19 protein-coding genes are annotated in these 18,860 nt (G+C 58.0%); 8 read left to right on the plus strand and 11 right to left on the minus strand.

Going from position 1 to position 18,860, the window contains the following annotated elements:
* Positions 1-2 precede the first annotated feature (2 nt).
* Positions 3-1,097, minus strand: a complete 1,095-nt coding sequence (locus ACR0L4_RS02465) for an efflux RND transporter periplasmic adaptor subunit (protein WP_480511127.1) — start codon at positions 1,095-1,097, stop codon at positions 3-5.
* Between the two features lie 339 nt (positions 1,098-1,436).
* Positions 1,437-3,182, minus strand: coding sequence for a methionine--tRNA ligase (gene metG / locus ACR0L4_RS02470; RefSeq protein WP_480510321.1), 1,746 nt, complete (start codon positions 3,180-3,182; stop codon positions 1,437-1,439).
* Positions 3,183-3,432: 250 nt separating this feature from the next.
* Here metG and ACR0L4_RS02475 point away from each other — a divergent pair, with 250 nt between their 5' ends.
* The 3 genes from ACR0L4_RS02475 to ACR0L4_RS02485 all read left to right on the plus strand — a co-directional run bounded on the left by ACR0L4_RS02475 (position 3,433) and on the right by ACR0L4_RS02485 (position 6,236).
* Positions 3,433-4,155 (plus strand): OB-fold-containig protein, encoded by a 723-nt coding sequence (locus tag ACR0L4_RS02475; RefSeq protein WP_480510323.1) that lies wholly within the window; start codon positions 3,433-3,435, stop codon positions 4,153-4,155.
* A 35-nt stretch (positions 4,156-4,190) separates the two neighbouring features.
* The gene (locus tag ACR0L4_RS02480) at positions 4,191-5,873 is read left to right on the plus strand and encodes a flotillin domain-containing protein (RefSeq protein ID WP_170748642.1); all 1,683 of its coding nucleotides are present in this window, start codon (positions 4,191-4,193) and stop codon (positions 5,871-5,873) included.
* A 162-nt stretch (positions 5,874-6,035) separates the two neighbouring features.
* The gene (locus ACR0L4_RS02485; protein WP_170748643.1) at positions 6,036-6,236 is read left to right on the plus strand and encodes a hypothetical protein; all 201 of its coding nucleotides are present in this window, start codon (positions 6,036-6,038) and stop codon (positions 6,234-6,236) included.
* Positions 6,237-6,411: 175 nt separating this feature from the next.
* On the opposite strand, the gene ACR0L4_RS02490 is transcribed toward ACR0L4_RS02485, so the two are convergent.
* Complete coding sequence (locus ACR0L4_RS02490; protein WP_170748644.1) at positions 6,412-8,148, minus strand: IS1 family transposase; 1,737 nt, start codon at positions 8,146-8,148, stop codon at positions 6,412-6,414.
* 153 nt (positions 8,149-8,301) lie between these two features.
* Complete coding sequence (locus ACR0L4_RS02495; protein WP_480510326.1) at positions 8,302-8,523, minus strand: hexameric tyrosine-coordinated heme protein; 222 nt, start codon at positions 8,521-8,523, stop codon at positions 8,302-8,304.
* A 102-nt stretch (positions 8,524-8,625) separates the two neighbouring features.
* Between ACR0L4_RS02495 and ACR0L4_RS02500 the strand changes: the two genes are divergently transcribed.
* Entirely contained in the window at positions 8,626-9,069 is a 444-nt protein-coding gene (locus tag ACR0L4_RS02500) for a MarR family winged helix-turn-helix transcriptional regulator (RefSeq protein ID WP_480510328.1), read from the plus strand.
* Between the two features lie 13 nt (positions 9,070-9,082).
* Here ACR0L4_RS02500 and ACR0L4_RS02505 read toward each other — a convergent pair whose 3' ends face one another.
* From ACR0L4_RS02505 to ACR0L4_RS02530, 6 genes are all read right to left on the minus strand, one after another.
* The gene (locus ACR0L4_RS02505) at positions 9,083-10,309 is read right to left on the minus strand and encodes an MFS transporter (protein WP_170748646.1); all 1,227 of its coding nucleotides are present in this window, start codon (positions 10,307-10,309) and stop codon (positions 9,083-9,085) included.
* An 83-nt stretch (positions 10,310-10,392) separates the two neighbouring features.
* Positions 10,393-10,986, minus strand: a complete 594-nt coding sequence (locus tag ACR0L4_RS02510) for a YceI family protein (protein ID WP_480510330.1) — start codon at positions 10,984-10,986, stop codon at positions 10,393-10,395.
* Positions 10,987-11,048: 62 nt separating this feature from the next.
* A complete protein-coding gene (locus ACR0L4_RS02515) occupies positions 11,049-11,660 on the minus strand; it encodes a hypothetical protein (RefSeq protein WP_170748648.1) in 612 nt (203 codons plus the stop codon).
* 48 nt (positions 11,661-11,708) lie between these two features.
* On the minus strand, positions 11,709-12,290 hold the full coding sequence (locus ACR0L4_RS02520; protein ID WP_480510332.1) for a retropepsin-like aspartic protease family protein: 582 nt from the start codon (positions 12,288-12,290) through the stop codon (positions 11,709-11,711).
* 41 nt (positions 12,291-12,331) lie between these two features.
* Positions 12,332-12,952 carry a MarC family protein gene (locus ACR0L4_RS02525; RefSeq protein WP_170748650.1) on the minus strand — a complete coding sequence of 207 codons (621 nt, stop codon included), beginning with the start codon at positions 12,950-12,952 and terminating at the stop codon, positions 12,332-12,334.
* On the minus strand, positions 12,949-14,802 hold the full coding sequence (locus ACR0L4_RS02530) for an ABC-F family ATP-binding cassette domain-containing protein (RefSeq protein ID WP_480510335.1): 1,854 nt from the start codon (positions 14,800-14,802) through the stop codon (positions 12,949-12,951). Before ACR0L4_RS02530 ends, ACR0L4_RS02525 begins: the two co-directional genes overlap by 4 nt.
* A 104-nt stretch (positions 14,803-14,906) precedes the next feature.
* Here ACR0L4_RS02530 and ACR0L4_RS02535 point away from each other — a divergent pair, with 104 nt between their 5' ends.
* Together ACR0L4_RS02535 and ndk are read left to right on the plus strand one after the other, a co-directional pair.
* The gene (locus ACR0L4_RS02535) at positions 14,907-16,109 is read left to right on the plus strand and encodes a multidrug effflux MFS transporter (RefSeq protein WP_480510337.1); all 1,203 of its coding nucleotides are present in this window, start codon (positions 14,907-14,909) and stop codon (positions 16,107-16,109) included.
* 103 nt (positions 16,110-16,212) lie between these two features.
* Positions 16,213-16,635, plus strand: coding sequence for a nucleoside-diphosphate kinase (gene ndk / locus ACR0L4_RS02540; protein WP_142634270.1), 423 nt, complete (start codon positions 16,213-16,215; stop codon positions 16,633-16,635).
* Between the two features lie 55 nt (positions 16,636-16,690).
* Here the strand turns inward: ndk and ACR0L4_RS02545 are convergent, their stop codons facing one another.
* On the minus strand, positions 16,691-17,038 hold the full coding sequence (locus ACR0L4_RS02545) for a TfoX/Sxy family protein (protein WP_480510339.1): 348 nt from the start codon (positions 17,036-17,038) through the stop codon (positions 16,691-16,693).
* Between the two features lie 123 nt (positions 17,039-17,161).
* On the opposite strand from ACR0L4_RS02545, the gene ACR0L4_RS02550 reads away from it, so the two are divergent.
* Positions 17,162-17,347 carry a hypothetical protein gene (locus ACR0L4_RS02550; protein ID WP_480510341.1) on the plus strand — a complete coding sequence of 62 codons (186 nt, stop codon included), beginning with the start codon at positions 17,162-17,164 and terminating at the stop codon, positions 17,345-17,347.
* Entirely contained in the window at positions 17,344-18,858 is a 1,515-nt protein-coding gene (locus ACR0L4_RS02555) for a CHAD domain-containing protein (RefSeq protein WP_480510343.1), read from the plus strand. Before ACR0L4_RS02550 ends, ACR0L4_RS02555 begins: the two co-directional genes overlap by 4 nt.
* Positions 18,859-18,860 lie beyond the last annotated feature (2 nt).

The following is an 18,860-nucleotide window of genomic DNA, read 5'->3' on the forward strand; positions in this document are numbered from 1 at the left end:
CCTTATTCCCCCGGTTGCTCGGATGCGACGACCGCATCCACCGCGACGCCCGGGCGAACCCTTTGCAGACCTTCGACAATCACGCTCTCGCCTTCGCGCAGACCCTCGGTCACGATGATGGCCGTGCCGACCGCGTCGCCGGTGGTGATATAGCGCTGCTCGACCATTTGTTGGTCGTTGACGGCCAGAACGAATTCACCCCGCTGATCGCGCTGCAACGCCGCCTGAGGCACCAAGACCTGCAGCGTGGGTTCCAACGCTTCAATCTGTACGTTCACAAAGGCACCGTCGATGATCAGCCGGTCGGCATTTTCGAACTGCGCGCGCAGGGTGATCGCCCCGGTCAGGGGATCGATGCGGTTGTCGACAAAGACAATCTCACCGGTTTCATCCAACTCGGTTCCGTTAGGCAGTGTGACATGCACATTGGGGCTTTTTTCGCTTTCTGCCAATGTGCTTGCATTTTCGTTGAACTGTTGAAGAACCGTGGTGAACTGCTTCTCGTTCAAGGAAAAATTCACATAGATCGGCGCTTCGCTGACCAGATTGACCAAAGGCGGATTGGTCGGTCCAACAACATCGCCCACACTGGTTGTCACGCGTCCGATGCGCCCCGTAAACGGCGCGTGAATCTCGGTGTAGCTCAGATCCAGTTCGGCCTGTTGGATGGCGGCATTTGCGGCCTTGACCTCGGCCTCGGCGACCAGTTCGTTGGCACGGGCGATGTCGCGCTCGGACTCGGGCGTGGCATCGCGGCGGAACAGCTCTTCTTTGCGTGCCAGATCAACCTTGGCCAGTTCCAGATTGGCTTCGGCCCGGTCCAGATCGGCTTTGCGCGCCTCCAGTGTTGCTTCGTAGAGGTCGGGTTCGATGGTGAACAGCAGGTCGTCTTTGTTGACCAGCGCACCATCCTCGACGTTCTGGGTTTCAAGAAACCCATTGACCCGCGCGACAATGTCCACCTTGTCAACGGCTTCGGCGCGGCCAATAAAGACAGCCTGATCCGTGATTTCCTCGGTATAAGCTGCCGCGATGGACACTTTGGGCGGGGGCGCATCGCTTTGATCCTGTGCCGCAGCCCCGTGTGCCAACCCCATGCAGGCCACAAGCGCAATCCCTCGTCCGAGGCTTTGGACTGACCCGCGGTCGGGAAAACGGACAATCTTTAATTCAAGGGCCATGGCGGGTGCCTCACAATAAGTATGGGATAGGCGTCCGGGGCCGGTAGGACCCGTCGCGAGTCGCAGGAATTCTGGGACAGGATGGCCGTTTTGCGCCTATACCTCAAGCTTCTTGAATGCGATCCCGGCAGGAAGAGCGGCAGAATTTTCCCGTATATAGGCCGACTTACGCCGTCATGCTTATGTCAACAGGGGTTCAAAACGAAAACAGGGGCGATATTGCCCCTGTTTCGTGTTTCACATTTTGCAAGGCGTTCAGTCGCGTGTTCCGGCAAACCGTGTCTGCCAATCTTCGCGCTGTTCATCGGTGATTTTGGCAAACAAAACGTCAGGAACCGAGAAGGCGTGACCGACGGGCAGGGCGCTCAGAGCGGCCTCGACATCCTCGGGCCAGCCGGTGTCCAGCGTGTTCATCGCACTCAGCATTCTGGCCGAGGCGTCGGGAATGAACGGTGCGCTCAGCACGGCATAGAGACGGATCAGGTTCAGAGCCAACCGGACCTGCGCCGCGGCCTGCGCCGGGTCTTCCTTGAAAGTGGACCAAGGTGCTGCGGCTTGCAGATACTCGTTGCCCGCCACCCAGATTGCCCGCAGTTCCTGTGCGGATTTGCGAACCTCCATAGCCTCCATATGTGTCTCATAAGTGCGGACACGTTTGGACAGGTCTTCGATCAGGGCATTTTCACGCTCACCAAAACGGCCGCCTTCGGGCACAGCTTCGCCGAACTTCGAACGGCAGAATTTGGTGATCCGACTGACAAAGTTGCCCAGAACATCGGCGAGGTCCTTGTTCACCGACTGTTGGAAGTTCTCCCACGTGAACTCGCTGTCGCTGCTTTCGGGCGCATGGCTCAACAACCACCAGCGCCAGTAGTCCGCCGGCAGGATGTCCAACGCCTGATCCATGAAAACCCCCCGGCCCTGAGAGGTCGAGAACTGGCCACCGTCATAGTTCAGGTAGTTGAACGACTTGATATAGTCGACCAGCTTCCAACGCTCCGAGGCACCAGAAGTTTCATTGTAGGTGTTGGTGCCCAGAATTGTCGCCGGGAATGACAGAGTGTGGAAGGGCACGTTGTCCTTGCCCATGAACTGGACATAGCGCACGTCATCCGCGCCCTTGTCAGTGCGCCACCAGCGCTCCCACTCGGAATCGGACCGACCGCTGGCATCCGCCCACTCCTTGGCGCAGGCGATGTATTCGATTGGTGCATCGAACCAGACATAGAAGACTTTGCCCTCCATCCCGGGCCAGTCCTGATCGCCTTTCTTGACCGGTACGCCCCAGTCCAAATCGCGGGTGATGCCGCGATCCTGCAGGCCGTCACCATCGTGCAGCCATTTCTTGGCAATCGACGTGGTCAGGACCGGCCAGTCCGTCTTGCTGTCGATCCAGGCATCCAGCTGATCCTTCATCGCGGATTGGCGCAGATACAGGTGCTTGGTCTCGCGCACCTCCAGATCTGTCGAGCCGGAAATGGCCGAGCGCGGGTCGATCAGATCCGTCGGGTCCAGTTGCTTGGTGCAGTTTTCGCACTGATCACCGCGCGCGCGGTCATAACCGCAATTGGGACAGGTGCCTTCGATATAACGATCCGGCAAGAAACGGCCATCGGCGTTGGAATAAACCTGTTTCTCACTGACCTCACGGATCAGCCCGGCGTCATCCAGCTTGCCGGCAAAATGCTGCGTCAGGCGCTTGTTCTGATCGCTGGACGAGCGGCCGAAGTGATCGAAGCTGAGGCCAAACCGTTTCGCGATGTCAGCCTGAACCGCATACATGTCCGCGCAGTATTCCGCCACCGGCTGCCCGGCCTTGGCGGCCGCCAGTTCGGCTGGTGTCCCGTGCTCATCCGTGGCGCACAGAAACATGACCTCGTTCCCCCGGCCACGCTGGTAGCGCGCGTACAGATCAGCGGGCAATTGCGAACCGATCAGGTTGCCGAGGTGCTTGATCCCGTTGATATACGGAATAGCCGAGGTGATGAGTATACGAGCCATTTTGCGTGTCCACCTGTCTGTCTGCGCGCCCGTCTACCTCAAGTGACCCGGCAGCAAAAGGCCGGGTTTTGTATGGACGTCATGAAAAGCTACGATCCTTGGGAAAAAAGAGCGAAGATTGAATTGTGGATTGTATCCTATGGGGCGCTGACACTACCCATAGGTTGAATGTCAGAATCACAAACTCTTGTAATTTCGTCATGACAACCCACATAGAATGTATACAAAGGTATACAAAAATGAGGACATAGTGCCGATATTCGAATTTCTGCTCGAGGGTGCATTCGCGCCCTTTACCATGGCCCTTGCGCTGCTGTTCGGTCTGCTGGCGCTTGAGCTGATTGCCCTGGTGCTGGGTGGCAGCCTTCTGGCAGGTGAGGGCGAAATCGATATGGATGTCGCGGATGTCCCGGATCTGGATGTTGCAGAATTCGATCTCGACATTGATGCGGATATCGATCTGGGTGAGTTCGAATTGGCCGAGATTGAAACGGATGTGCCTGAGGCGGTGGCCGCAGGTCCGATGGCTTGGCTTGGCATTGGCAAGGTGCCCTTCATGATCTGGCTTGTGGTACTGTTGGCGGGCTTTGGCCTGTCGGGCATGGGCCTGCAACTGGCGCTACGCGATCTGCTGGGTTTCGACCTGCCAAGCTGGATGGCCGCATTACCGGCGGGCGCGTTTGGCCTATGGTTCGCACGTGGTTTTGGTGCGATCTTTGCCCGGCTGTTGCCAAAGACCGAGACCCAAGCGATGTCCGAGCGAATGCTGGCCCGTCGCAGGGGCGTGATCTCGCAAGGAACTGCCTCACGCGGACGTCCGGCCGAGGTGCGCGTTATGGATCGCTTTGGCAATACTCATCACCTGCGCGCCGAACCGTTGCAGGACAACGATACGCTTGAGCAAGGCACCGAAGTTCTGGTGCTGCGTGATCGACGGCGTGACCGGTTCGTTCTGGTCGGCTTGTCAGACTAACCAAATTTCAAACCCCAAAAATCGGAGGATTTTGCATGGAAGTTTCATTCCTGGCCATTTCGGTCGTCACCATTCTGGCTGCCCTTGTCTTCATCGGCCTTGTGCTGGGCCGTCTATACAAACGCGCCACAAGAGAAATCAGCCTCGTGAAGACTGGCCAAGGCGGCAAAAAGGTCATCATGGATGGTGGCGTCATCGTTGTTCCGCTGCTGCACGAGGTCAGCCCTGTGAACATGAAAACCCTGCGCCTAGAAGTGCAGCGCAGCGGAGAGGCGGCACTGATTACCAAAGACCGGATGCGTGTCGATGTGGGCGTCGAGTTCTACGTCTCGGTCATGGCAACCGAGGAAGGCATCGCACGGGCCGCGCAAACATTGGGGGACAGAACCTTTGACGTCGAGCAACTGCGTGAGATGATCGAAGGCAAGCTGATCGACGGTCTGCGCGCCGTGGCCGCGCAGATGACCATGGACGGTCTGCATGAAAACCGCGCCGACTTTGTACAGGAGGTGCAGAACGCCGTGTCCGAGGACCTGTTGAAGAACGGTCTGTCGCTGGAATCGGTTTCGCTGACGGCACTGGACCAGACCCCGTTCGAAGCGCTGGACGAAAACAACGCCTTTAACGCCGTGGGGATGCGTAAGCTGGCCGAGGTGATTGCGACCTCGAAAAAAGAGCGCGCGCAGATTGATGCAGATGCCGAGGTCGAAGTGCGCCGTGCTGCCATGGAAGCCCAGCGTCAGAAGCTGTTGATCGAAAAAGATGAAGAACAGGCGCGTATCGAACAGACGCAGCAGGTCGAAACCCTGCGCGTGGCACAAGAGGCCGAGATTGCCGCACGGACAGAGGATTCGGTACGTGAAACCGAACGCGCCCGGATCGCCCGCGAAGAGGCCATTCGCGCGGCTGATATCGAGCGTGAGCGTAAAATCCGCGAGGCCGAGATTTCGAAAGAGCGTGAGTTGGAGGTTGCCGAGCAAGAGCGTCAGATCATCATCGCGCAGAAATCCGAAGAGGAAAGCCGCGCCCGTGCCTCCGCCGATCTGGCCCGCGCCGAGGCGACAAAGGCCACCGAAGCGGTGGTCACCGCCCGTGAAGTGGCCGAAGCCGAGCGTCAGAAACAGATCGTTCTGATCGAAGCCACGCGCGAGGCTGAACGCCAGGCCACTGCGATCCGTCTGTCTGCCCAGGCCGAGAAAGAGGCCGCCGCCGACCGTGCCGAAGCCCGTCGTGAAGAAGCTCAGGCCGAAGCGGATGCGCTGAACATACGGGCCGAGGCCAAGAAAAACGACATGCTGGCCGAAGCGGAAGGTAAGCGCGCGATTGTCGAGGCTGACAATGCGCTGTCCTCCGCTCAGATCCGAATGAAGGTCGACATGGCACGGATCGAGACGATGCCGTCGATCATCTCGGAAATGGTCAAGCCAGCTGAGAAGATCGATTCCATCAAGATCCATCAGGTTGGTGGCATCGGCGCTGGCCCCACAGGTGGGGCAGGCAACGGCGACAAGCCGGTGGTCAATCAGGCGCTGGATTCGATCATGGGTATGGCCGTGCAGATGCCGGCGCTCAAGAAGCTGGGCGAAGAGCTGGGTCTGTCGATGGAAAACGGTGTCGGCGGCGTTGTGAACGGTGCGCTTGAGGCGACGTCAGAACCAACGGTCAAGCCGGTGGAGGATGCCGATCTGGTCGACGAAAAAGGACCTGAAGGTCGGTAATACTGAAGGGCCGGGTATTCCCCCAGCCCTTTACCATAAGTGTTGCACTTTGGGAGATGGGTGAAGAACATAAGAGCGCCGCGATGTTTCGTGGCGCTTTTTCAGTTTCTGATTGTGGCAATGGAACCAATATCCATTCTTCAAGAATGAGAATTGAAGAATATGATTACCGTCAAGCAATTTGTAAGCCTCGCTTTGGCGCTTCCTGTAGTCGCGTGCGTTGCTGATTTGGCCATTGAAACGCCCGGGGATCGTGAGCGCAAAGCAGCCCGTATTCAACAAGAGGCGGAAATCCGAAAGCCTGAAAACCTTGTTCCAATGGCTTGTTTTATGCCAGTGAAGGAACAATTGCACGACCCATAAACCGCGGAACCAGTTTCCATGGAGGGTTGGAAGTTTCTGAATCCGGAAGACAATTTCTTTATCACATACCCTGTGGTCCGAGCAAAAAACCGACATGGCGCGTTGGTCTTATCCAGGTGGGGATGCTCGCTTCGTCATGAAGATGACGGATACCGAGTGATCAAACTGGAAGAATTTAGCTGAACAAATCCTTCGCATTGATCTTCCCCCTGGCCAACCCCAGCTTCATCGCTGGGGTTTCCTTTGTAGAGCCACTTCCCATCCAGTTGTGGGTGAAGCGATAGATATCGACTATCTTTACCCTGGTTTCGGGGTTGTAGAGGTAATGCCGATGCCAGGCGCGGCCGTTCGCGCTCGGCGTATGAGATGGGCGTTCAGCCAGTCGGAGATTGCTTCGGATCTTGTGGAAATACGCGTCCACACTGCGCAATGTTGCCAGACGCATGAGGCGCGCGCGGCGGTCAGGTGCCATGCTCTCACGGTCAGTCAGAATACGCATGCACCGATGTGGTTCGGACTTCGTGTGGTATGGCCATTCAAAAGGCGCGGTCAAAGGCATGTCTTCGAGCATGACCTCCACTAAAATATCCTTGATTTCATCTTTGGCCTTAGGGTTGAAATCATCAAAGATATGGCGTGGCACATTGCTGTCATCTTCCAGTTGCTTGCGCCCTTCGTTCATCAGCATTTTTCGCTGATCATTGGATTGGTTCTTGTCAAGTTCAACGACGATGACATCAGCTTTTTCTTTCCGAATCCAACCGGCGAACGCCGAGATGAAAGACATAGCCAGCCCGGGATCGGCATCCAGGACGAACACGAAGCGTTCTGAGCCTTTGCCGAGGAACCGCCGCATCTGGAATGCGTGAGCCATTTGCATAGCATCCTGGCGTACCAGAGCGCCGCTATGAGGGAGTTGCAACCCCTGATCGACCTCAGGGGCTTCATCGGGGTGGATGGCGACATTATGGGTCATTTTGTCGAGGTAGCCTTTGAACTCCGTTTCAGACCATAGGCGAGCCTGATCCCGAAACGCCCGTGGCAAACTGAAATCCCCGGAGGCGATCATTCTGGCCTCGATTTCCGGTAGTTCAACGGTTGGATCCAGCTGCAGATGAGCGGCCATTATATAGCCGGAATTGGCGTGTGCGGTGCAGAGGTGCTGAACGGCGATTTGTGCCCTGGTTCGCTTGTTTGACCAGTTCAGATGGAGAGTTTGCGAGTCAGCGGCAAACCGGCGCCCGACCTTCTCCCACTGCACGCGCTGGAAGACAGCTTCTCGCTTTGCGGTAAAGTCGATGACGCGGTCGTAAATGAAGTCAATCTTCCGATAGACATCCCGCGGAGATAGCTCTGTGAAATCACAGATCTTGGTGATTGGAACGCCATTGGTGATTATCCACAAAACCTCGCGGTTCGTGTGGCTTCGCTTTTGACGCCCCAAGCGCGTTCCAGTAGCGAAGGTCTTCAGGCAGGATTTGCATTTCCAGCGCTGTGTGCCCTTCGTGGTCGTTCCCGCTTTGCGGTAGAGGTCGGGATGCTCGGACTGCGGCTTCCCATGATTGGCACACATCTCGTTTGAACAGGCATCTCGCGGAAACTCGGGCCGAAACTTGCGCCGGAGTCGCCGGTATTCTTCGACGATCGCCTTGTTGTTCTTTATGATTGAGGTCTTCCCGCACCCGCCACATTGGAAGGTCTTTTCATCACTTGATCCGATGACCCGGCCACGCGGAATGTTCGGCTTGACCTTATTTCGGTTTTGCCCTCTTCTGTCATATGGGTCTGGTGTTTCTGCAAAGAAATCACACTGAGGATTCCTGCAGAAATTGATGCCGATGCCGATGCCGAAGGAAGGCGCAGGCAAACGCCTACGAGGGCCTGACGAAGATTTCTTCGTGGCTTTTCCCACACTCATTCTCCCGGTTGTTCCGAGTTTTTCTTATTATTGTGCAGGTAGATTGGCCAGTTACTGGCCAACCGAAGTTTTTACTTGCAACACTTATGGTAAAGGGCTGGGGTATTCCCAGCCCATTCTTTTCCCACATTTCTTTTTCCAAAAGGTTTACTTCCAGAAGTTGTTGGCACGCGAGACGGTCTGAAAATTGACGGCCACAACATGAGAGACGCCAACCAGACTATCCGCATTGTTTGCATATTCAGGCCGCATGCGGCTGCGGGCTGCCTCATCGGGTTGCGTCAGTTTGACTGCCATGCGGGACAATTTTATTGCCAATTCATAGCCTTCTTCAGGTGTTTGGGTTTTCAAGCTGGGTAGCCAGGACATTTCATTCTCCATTTATATCGTGCGCGATATAAAATGCAAAGTTGACGAAACCTGAGTTTAAGTCAAGAATAATATCGCGCGCGATATAAATGAGGCGAAGAATTGGACACTCCTGATATTCCCGAACATGCGGATGACCTGTTTTGTTTTGGCGTTTACACGGCGTCGCACGCGATAAACCGTGCGTATTCACCGCATCTAAAAAGGTTGGGGCTGACGTATCCACAGTACATCACATTGACATTGCTGTGGGAGCAGGACGGGCAGCAGATCAATACGCTTGCCCAGCACCTGGGGATGGAGACCAGCACGCTGACACCGTTGGTCAAGCGTTTGGAGAAACTTGGTCACGTGACCCGGTCGCGCAGTCAAACCGATGGACGCGCCGTGGACGTTTTCTTGACCCAGCAGGGTTTATCACTCAAGCGCAAGGCGCCAGAGATCACCTTATGCATGATCGAGCAAACGGGTTTGGACAGATCGGATCTGCAAAAGCTGCAAACGCTGCTGTTTCGGTTGAGAGATGGATTGCAGGATACCAGATGACGCGCCACAGGGGTTACTCTTGTCGCTCACGTGATCTTTTCAACAAACTGCCAATCGTGAAAGAGGTGCGCGGCGCATAGACATAGTTTGTACGTGCGTCCGGTGTCGGGCGCGTGCGCATCCGCGCCAGACCGAAGACAATCAGACCCAGATGCCCGACGGCAACAAAGGCAAACAGTGCGCCCGGACCAAATTGCTCGATCAATGTTGAGGAGACGTAGGGCGAGGCAATTGCCCCCAAAGCGTACCAGAACATCAAAGCGGCTGACAGTTCCACCCGTTGCTCGGTTGTCGCAAAGTCGTTCGCATGGGCCGAAGAGAGAGAGAAGATCGGAAAGGTGGTCAGGCCAAAGAACCCAGCCGCCAGCATCACCCCAAGCGTTCCGGCCCCACTGGCAGCCATGGTGACGCCACAGCTGAGTACCGCAGCGGCAGACAGCCAGATCAGAACCCAGCGCCGGTCATATTTGTCGGCCAGCCAGCCGAGCGGATATTGCGCCAGTGCTCCGCCCAGAACAAACGACGCGAGGAAGAACGCGATCTGGTCCACGCCCAGGCCGACCTCTTGCCCGTAAACCGGGCCGACCATCCGGAACGACGCAGAGCTGAGCGCTGACACGATCACACCTGCGACAGCCAGCGGGGAACACGCCCAGGCCAGTTTGGGGCGCAATCGCGGGGTGCTGGGGGTCTGTGGCTGGCTGGCGCGGGTCAGGGTCAGCGGCAAAAGCGAGGCACAGCACAGGATCGCCAGCAGGTTGTAGGACACGTAGGATGCGGGGGGCAGGACAGCGATGATCAGCTGCGCGCTGAGTGAGGCGCCCAGATCCGCAATGCGATAGGTGCCCATGGCGCGGCCGCGTGTTTCATTTGTGACTTTGGCGTGCAGCCAGGCCTCGATAACGGTGTAGCACCCGGCGACGCAGGTGCCTGACGCGATCCTCAGAACCGCCCAGATATAGGGGTTGTCCGTCAGCGTGTGCCCGATCAGGCCCATCGCACCCAAGGCGGTACAGACGGCAAACGCGCGGGAGTGCCCAACACTGCCCATCAGGCGCGGAGCCCACCAGCACCCGACGAAGAACCCGACAAAATGCGCCGACCCCAGCAGACCGATCTGTTCGGTCGTGAATTCCAGTGTGATGCCAGAGATCGCATCCAACGGCCCGACGCCGCCAGTCGACAGTTGCAGCAGTATGACGGAAAGGAACAGGGCGGCAAAGGAAATGATCGTGCGCATAACGGGCCCACCTTGGCGGACCGCTGAAACAATGCGCGCATCTATTCGACGTCAGAGGGTCGTTTTTGGACTTTCGCCTTCGGTCAGAGGCGGCTGATCTGGGCAAGAATATCCAGCCCCACGGTTTCACCGACCAGTTCGCTGTAACCGGATGCACCAAAGTCGTGCCGGTTGAGCGCCCCTTGCAGGCCGATGGAGAGCCGGTCGAGATCATCCGCTGCTGTCCCGGGTGGACGGTACAGGCTGGCCCGCAGCATGATCGGGCGTGTTACGTCTCTGACTGTCAGATTGCCTGTGATACGGGCCCCTCCGGATATGCGACCATCTTGCCCAAGTTCAATTTTTGTCGAGACAAAGGTGATTGTCGGGTGGTTTTCGCCGTTCAGTACGCTGGGGCTGAGCATTGGCATCCGGGCAAAGGGCAGCCGCGTTTTTGCCTGACTTACATCCAGCACAACTGTGACCCGGCTGTTTTGCAAACGGTCTATGTCGACGTGCACGTCAGCCGTCTGGATCGGCATTGATCCTGTTTGGGAAACCCCTGACAGATCAAAGCTGAATCCGACTCTGGTGTCTTTGTGTGACAGGGCATAGGGGCGCAGCGCTGCGTGTAGCCTTGGGGCAAACGGCAGGGTTGCCAGCCCTGCAAGAACGATGCGTCTGGTCAAGGTGGTCATGTCCTAACGCTAGGGCGTGGTGGCTTGTGAACCAATAAAACATTGCGTGATCTTGCCGGGTCTCAGTCCACAGCTGCAATGCGTTCCAGCTGCAAACCGGCGCGCGGCCTGATCTGTGTGGCCTGCCAGCGGGCCGGGGGCAGGGCGCGGGCGCGGCGGCGGGTCAGGGCCCAGCGTCGTTCCTCGGCCCGATGGGCGGCGGCCATATGCCAGCGGCTCTCGATCCCTTGTGCACCGCCGTCACCGGGGGTCAGCAACAGGCCCAGCGGCGCCCGTCCCATCATGCCGCCCTGTTCGGCGGCCAAATGCATCCGGCGTACGGGTGTCAGCCCCGGCGCGCCGGGCAGATCACCAACAATCAGCGGGATCGCCCCGCTGCGCAGCGCCTCTTCCATGCACCACAGCAAATCCTCGGCGCGGGTGGGGCGGACAAAGATGAACCGGGCGGGATCGGCAAAAGGCATCATCCCGTCGGGGTTCAGTTGACCGGGCTCCCATGCGGGGGAAATCCACAAGACCGGCCCCTGCATCTGACCCGCCAGCCACATGGCAAAGCTGCGCCGGGCGGGGCCGCATCCTTCATGCACACGACCCAGTTGCAGGGTGATCCCATCATGTAATGTAACACCGGGCGCGATGCGCGCGGGTTTTTGACCAAGAAGCTGAGCAGACATGGTCAAACCATATCATGTTCTCATTTTGTTCTCAAGTGGCGTGCGTATCTAACGCGACAGGATCAGACGCCCATCGGTGAACTGGATATTCGAAAAGCGGTGCAGATAATCCATACCCAGCAGCGATTTATGCAACTCTCCTTCGTTGATCCAGGCCGAGACGTTCTGATCCGTGATCGGCCCTACCGTCAACGTCTCCAGCCGCACCGGCGCGGTTCGAACCTCACCATTTGCTGTGAAGGCGCGGCCGAAATAGTTCAACTGGTCGGGGTCGATGCCAACGCGTACGGCGTCCTGTGCGCTCAGCACAATCTGGCTGGCACCGGTGTCCACCAGAAAGATGATCGGCTCTCCATTCACCAGAACTGGCAGGTAATAGTGCCCATCCTGTGCCCGTGGCACTTCGATCGTATCCCCGGTGATGGTCATCTGCGGAGCAGGACCGACCGACGCGCGGATATCCTCCCACAGCCCAACAACCGCGATGACGCCTACAAAGATGAACACCCAGGCCATGACCTGTTGCAGGGTTTTGTTCAGCGATTGGCGGTTATACGACACAAACCAGAACACCACAGCCGTACCCAGCACGACCAGATAAACCAAACGCCCGATATTGTCGCCGTCCATACCGATATCCCTACCAAACACTCACTTGGCAATATGGGGATTTACGACGCAAATCCAAAGGCCTTGAGGCCGTCCAGTATGAACTGAACCGACAAAGCTGCCAGCAGCATGCCCAGAAGCCGCGTCAGAACGTTCAGCCCGGTTTTGCCCAGAATGCGCGCAATCAAACCGCCGGACAGGAAAAAGGCCAGAACCACGGCCATGACCGCCAGCATGACGACAATGGCCTCGACAATGCCGAGAATGCCGGGGTGCTGACCCGCCAGCAGGATCATTGTCGCGATTGATCCCGGTCCGGCCACCAGTGGAATGGCCAGAGGGAACACGGACGGGTCGGGGTGCTCTTCTTCTTCGGCCCGGTCTTCCCGCCGCTTGGTGCGGCGCTCGAACAGCATGTCCAAGGCGGTCAGGAACAGCAGCGCGCCGCCCGCAACCTTGAAGGCCTCGATCGAGATGCCGACAAAGCCCAGTACGGCCTCTCCAAACGCGGCAAAGGCAATCAGGATACCGGCGGCCACGGCGCAGGTGCGATAGGCGGTCATTCGCCGGGTGCGCGCATCCATACCCTGCGTCATCGCGACGAAAATCGGCGTGGTACCAAACGGATCGATGACCACAAAAAGCGTGGTGAAGGCTGTGACGAAAAATGCGAAGTCGATCATGCGGCACCCTCGGCTTGTTCCAGCCGCTCGGCAGCGGCAACCCAAAGGGCTTCGGCCTTTTGCATTGCTTCTGTCACCTCGGTGAATTTGCGGTTCCAGGTTTCCAGATCGCTGATCCTGTCATCTTCATACAAACCAGGGTCCGCCAGCTTGGCCGAGAGTTTGTCGTGCATATCCGTCAGCTTTTCGATCCGGTCCTCGCATTTGCGCAGATCGGCGCGCAGGGCCAGAACCGTGTCGCGCGAGAGGGGTTTGGGCTTGGCGGTCTGCTGCTTTTCCTTGGCGGGTCTGTCGCGGGACAGCAGAAGGGACCGATAGGCTTCGAGATCCCCGTCAAACTGTTGGACCGATCCCTCCGAGACCAGCCAGAGGTGGTCCGCCACCAGCGACAGCAGATGCATGTCATGGCTGACCAGAACCACCGCGCCGGAATAGGCGGTCAGCGCCTCGACCAGCGCCTCGCGGCTTTCGATGTCCAGATGGTTGGTCGGTTCGTCCAGGATCAGCATATGCGGCGCGTCGATTGTGGCCAGCAGCAGCGACAGCCGCGCCTTTTGCCCGCCGGACAGACGCCCCACCTTGGTTTCTGCCTGATCTGCGTTCAGCCCGAACCCGGCCAGACGCGAGCGCCATTTGCCCGGCGCCTCATCCGGGCGCAGGCGGCGCAGATGGTCCAGGGGCGTTTCGTCCACATGCAGCTCATCCACCTGATGCTGCGCGAAATAGCCGATCCGCAGCTTGTTCGAGCGGCTCATCTTGCCCGCCATTAGGGGCAGGCGGTCGGACAGCAGCTTGGACAGGGTCGATTTGCCCTGTCCGTTCTTGCCCAGCAGGGCGATGCGGTCATCCTGATCAATGCGCAGGTTCAGACGGCGCAGCACCTCGGTTTCGCCGTATCCAGTAACGCCACCTTCGATCTGAATGATCGGGGGCGACAATTCTTCGGGTTCGGGGAAAGAAAAGGCCCTCAGCGCGGCCTCTTGCGGGGTCGAGACCAGTTGAATGCGCTCGATCATCTTCAGGCGCGACTGGGCCTGAACCGCCTTTGAGGCTTTATAGCGGAAGCGATCCACGAAGCTCTGCAAATGGGCGATCCGGGCCTTGGCCTTGGTGTTCTCCGATTCCGCCTGTGCCAGACGTTCGGCGCGGCGCTCGGCGAATTTGTCGTAAGGCACAGCGTAATAGGTCAGTTTGCGGTCTTCCAGATGCAGGATCGACCCAACAGCGCGGTTTAGCAAGCCGCGGTCGTGGCTGATGATGATCACCGTGTGCGGATATTTCGCCAGATAGCTTTCCAGCCACAGCGCGCCTTCGAGATCCAGATAGTTGGTCGGTTCGTCCAAGAGCAGCAGATCAGGCTGCGAGAACAATACCGCCGCCAGCGCGACGCGCATCCGCCATCCACCCGAGAAATCGGAGCAGGGCTTCAGTTGATCCTCGTCATCGAATCCCAACCCTTTGAGGATCGAGGCCGCGCGCGCTTCGGCCGACCAGGCGTCGATATCGGCCAGCCGGGTCTGGATATCAGCGATGCGCGCGGGGTCGGTGGCGCTGTCGGCCTCAGTCATCAGCGCGCTGCGCTCGGTATCGGCGGCCAGAACGGTGTTGATCAGCGAGACATCAGACGAGGGCACCTCTTGCGCCACGCCGCCAATCCGCGCGCGTTTCGGGACCGCGATATTGCCCGATTCCAGCGCCAGTTCCCCCCGGATCAGGCGAAACAGCGTGGTCTTGCCGGTGCCATTGCGACCCACCAGACCAACCTTGTGGCCATCGGGAATGGTTGCGCTTGCGCCTTCGAACAAGGGGCGGCCTTCAACGGCATAGGTGATGTCTTCAATCCGTAACATGCGCTGCTCTTAGCAGAGCCGCTATGCCGCCGCCAGCGGCGATGCATGTTCAATACACACCCGATGTGATAGCGCTGACCCGATTGGATTGTGACGGTTGAAACATGCGCGCGGCATACACGCCTCCTTCTTTGCCCACACTGGTTTTGGCGACTGCGCTGTCGGTGCTGACGCTGAACATGTTTCTGCCATCGCTGGCTCGTATGGCCGAGGATTTTCAGGTCGATTATGCCCTTATAAACCTGTCTGTTGCAGGGTTTCTGGCGGTTTCAGCGGTGTTTCAACTGGTGATGGGGCCGCTGTCGGACCGGTATGGGCGCAGGCCGATCCTGTTGATTTGCATGATGATCTTTGCTCTGGCCTCGATCGGTTGCGTACTGGCGGACTCGATCTGGGTTTTTCTGGGCTTTCGCTTGCTGCAGGCGGTCGTGGTGGCCGGGCCGGTGCTGTCCAGCGCGGCGATCCGGGACATGTATCCGCCGAACGAGGCCGCAAGCAAACTGGGCTATGTCGCGATGGCCATGGCTTTGGCACCAATGCTTGGTCCCATGCTGGGTGGAGTCTTGGATGTTGTGTTCGGCTGGCGCGCCGGGTTTGTCCTGTATTCAATCCTGGGGGCAGGGGTGCTGGTACTGCTCTGGTTTGACATGGGCGAAACCAATGCGGCCCGATCCTCGACCTTTGCCGTTCAGCTGCGCGAATACCCCCACCTGCTGCGTGCCCGCAGGTTCTGGGGCTATTCCTTATGCGCGGCGTTCTCGATTGGGGCATTCTACAGCTTTATCACGGGTGCGCCCCTCGTCGCCGCGGCGTGGTTCGATCTGGACCCGGCGCAGCTGGGGTTAGGGATCGGGATCATCACAGGCGGCTTTATGGTCGGCAATTTCGTTACCGGAAGGCTGGCGGCCAGCACACGGCTGACCTCGATGATCCTGGTCGGGCGCATCATTGCCTCGACCGGGCCATTCCTCGGCTTCATCCTGTTTGCCGCAGAGTTGGGATCTGTTTGGGTTTTCTTTGGATCAGCCATTTGCGTAGGATTTGGCAATGGGTTGACCAACGCCAATGCCTCTGCCGGGCTGATGTCCGTGCGCCCAAAACTCGCAGGCAGCGCCGCTGGTCTGTCCGGCGCGATGATCGTGGCTCTTGGGGCGGTGTTGACCTCCATGACCGGAGCGTTGGTCAGCCCCGAGAATGGTCCGTATCTGGTTCTGGGCATGATGTGCATCAGCAGTTTTCTGGGGCTGCTCGCCGTGCTGTATGTCCGGCATCTCGACAGGACCGATCCGCTTCGCGATATGAACTGAAGCCCGGCTCATCATAGTGCTTTTCATACGCGCAATACCATGTTACGCGGCGCGCGACGGATTTCGGCGCAAAATACGCGCCACATTGTAAGGAGAGGCCGACATGGCACTGGAACGCACATTCTCGATCATCAAACCCGACGCAACCCGCCGCAACCTGACGGGCAAGATCAACGCCAAGTTCGAAGAGGCCGGTCTGCGCATCGTTGCGCAAAAGCGCATCCACATGACCAAAGCTCAGGCAGGCAAGTTCTATGACGTCCATGCTGAGCGTCCGTTCTATGACGAACTGTGCGAATTCATGTCGTCCGAGCCGGTTATCGTTCAGGTACTGGAAGGCGAAGGCGCCATTGCCAAAAACCGCGAAGTTATGGGCGCAACCAACCCCGCAGACGCGGCCCCCGGCACCATCCGCGCCGAGTTCGCTGAATCGGTTGGCGAAAACTCGGTTCACGGCTCGGACGCGCCTGAGACCGCAGCGGTTGAGATTGCCTACTTCTTCTCGGGCATCGAACTGGTCGGCTAAGCTGCCAGCCCGTTGAACAGATTTGGCCGCTCCCATTCGGGGCGGCCTTTTTTGGTCAGACCGGTTTCAAATCACCCGCCTCGACCCGCACGCCTATAGCATCCAGATCAGACACCATCTGGCTTTCCGGTGCGGTCTTGGTGTTGGATTTGATCGCGTCAAACCTCTGGCGCAGCGCTTTTTTCTCTTCGCCTTTGCAATCGTTCCATGGGCGACCCTGAAGCCCCATGACCAGCACATAATAGCCAATGAAATGCGGCCTCGAGCCCGCCTCCAAAAGCCTTGCATAGGCGGCATCGGCCCCCAACTCTCGCAGTTCCTGCGCCGAGTGTATCCCGGCGCGAGTGCAGGCCTGTTCGAAGGCCGGGCCGAGGTTGCGAATGGATGAAACCGGATCAGACATAGAACGTTCTTAGCGGGCCGAAATTGGGCTGTCACCCGCGCATGCAACAAGGTCGGCTGAACTTTTTCTTGATGCGCCGCCGGAATCGCGATTTCATGACGTCATGCTGTCATGGAGATGTCGATGCCCAAGACGAAGGACCCCGGTGAGAAACCGGGAAAAGACAAGAAAAACACCTCGCTCAGGCTGGATGGAAAGACGCTGAAGGCGCTCAAGATTCAGGCGATTGAAGAGGGCAGCAGCGTTCAGAAGATCGTCGAAACACTGGTCAATGAATACCTTGAACGATCGGGGAAGGGTAAGTCGTGAAGCTCGGAACAGATGGGTTCTTTGTCATTCCTGGTGGTTTTGACCCAGTTGCGTTTGGCAAGTCCTTGACCAATCACGCGCTTGAGGTTGAGAGGATCGGCGCGGCCAAACCGTTTGTCCTGCTGGATTGCCATGATCAGTCGCTACGACACACCGGACGGGTTCTGATCGAAACAAATGGAACTTTGCAGGTTCTGCAATCGGACGGGCAAACTTGGGCGCAAAAAGCACATGGCAAGGGCCGGTTTGTTCAGGACCTGCCGGTTGGTCCGGTCCGTGATGCGTTGAGTGGTTTTCCGTCTTTGCGCGCTCTCACGCAGATCGCAAAGGGCGAGATTGAAGAACAGACGTTGGTCGTTCTGGACGACCTGCAAAAGACCCAGGTTCGCGGCAGCGTGCTGTCGCTGCGGTCTGAGCATGGTCAGGCGACGATAGTCCGGGTGCAAAAGCTGCGCGGGTATGATCGCGTCTTCGCTTTGGTCTGTGATGTGTTTAAGGGGGTGGCGTCTGGCGGGATCAATGCGCTGTTCGACGGTCTTTTTCCGGGTATGGAAGTGTATCGGGCCAAACCGGACATCGCGCTGAGCAAGCGCGAGCCGTCGATCGAGGTCGCGACGGATATTATCCGGACATATCTGGGCGTTGCGCGTCAGAACGAAGATGGGGTCATCGCCGATATCGACACCGAGTTTCTGCACGACTACCGTGTGTCGTTGCGGCGCATCCGCTCGGTCCTCAGCCTGTTCAAAGGGGTGTTTTCGGAACAGCAGACGGCCGCGTTGAAGCGGATCTTTTCTGACTTGATGGCCCCCACCGGACGCGTGCGGGATCTGGACGTCTACCTTCTGGAAAAAGATATGTACCTCAATCTTGTACCTGCCAATCTTCATGCCGGCGTACAGGCCATGTTTGACCGGTTTGAGACAGAGCGCGCTCAAGAGTTGTCGCGCCTGACGCGGCACTTGCGCAGCAAGACTTATGGTGCCGCGATGGCTGAGCTTGCAGACAGGTTTTCGACCCCTGAAAACCTGGAACCGGGGCCGAGCGCCAAACGCGGCGCTTACAGCTATGCCTGTGCCTTGATCTGGAAGCGCTATCGCAAAGTCTGCAAACTGGCGCGCAGCATCCGTGAGGACACCCCGGATCAGGTTGTTCACGACCTTCGGATCGACTGCAAGAAGCTACGCTATCTGATGGAGTTCTTTGGGCCGCTCTTTGATGCAAATGGTTTCAAGGCCATCATCAAGCCATTGAAAAAGCTGCAAGATAATCTTGGGCTTTTCAACGACTATTCCGTTCAGCAAGAGGCTCTTTTGGCGTTTGTCTCAACCCATAGCAACGCTCAGGGCCGCGTGGATTCCCGGTTGGGTCTGGCCGCCGGAGGATTGATCGCCGTGCTTGACCAGCGCCAAAAAGCCGAGCGCGCGCGCGTCATTGCCAATTTCCAGCATTTCGACAGCCCGGACATTCGGCACCTGTTCCGCAGCCTGTTTCACCACCAAAAGGAGTGAGG

This window comes from Ruegeria sp. AB5, assembly GCF_056542645.1.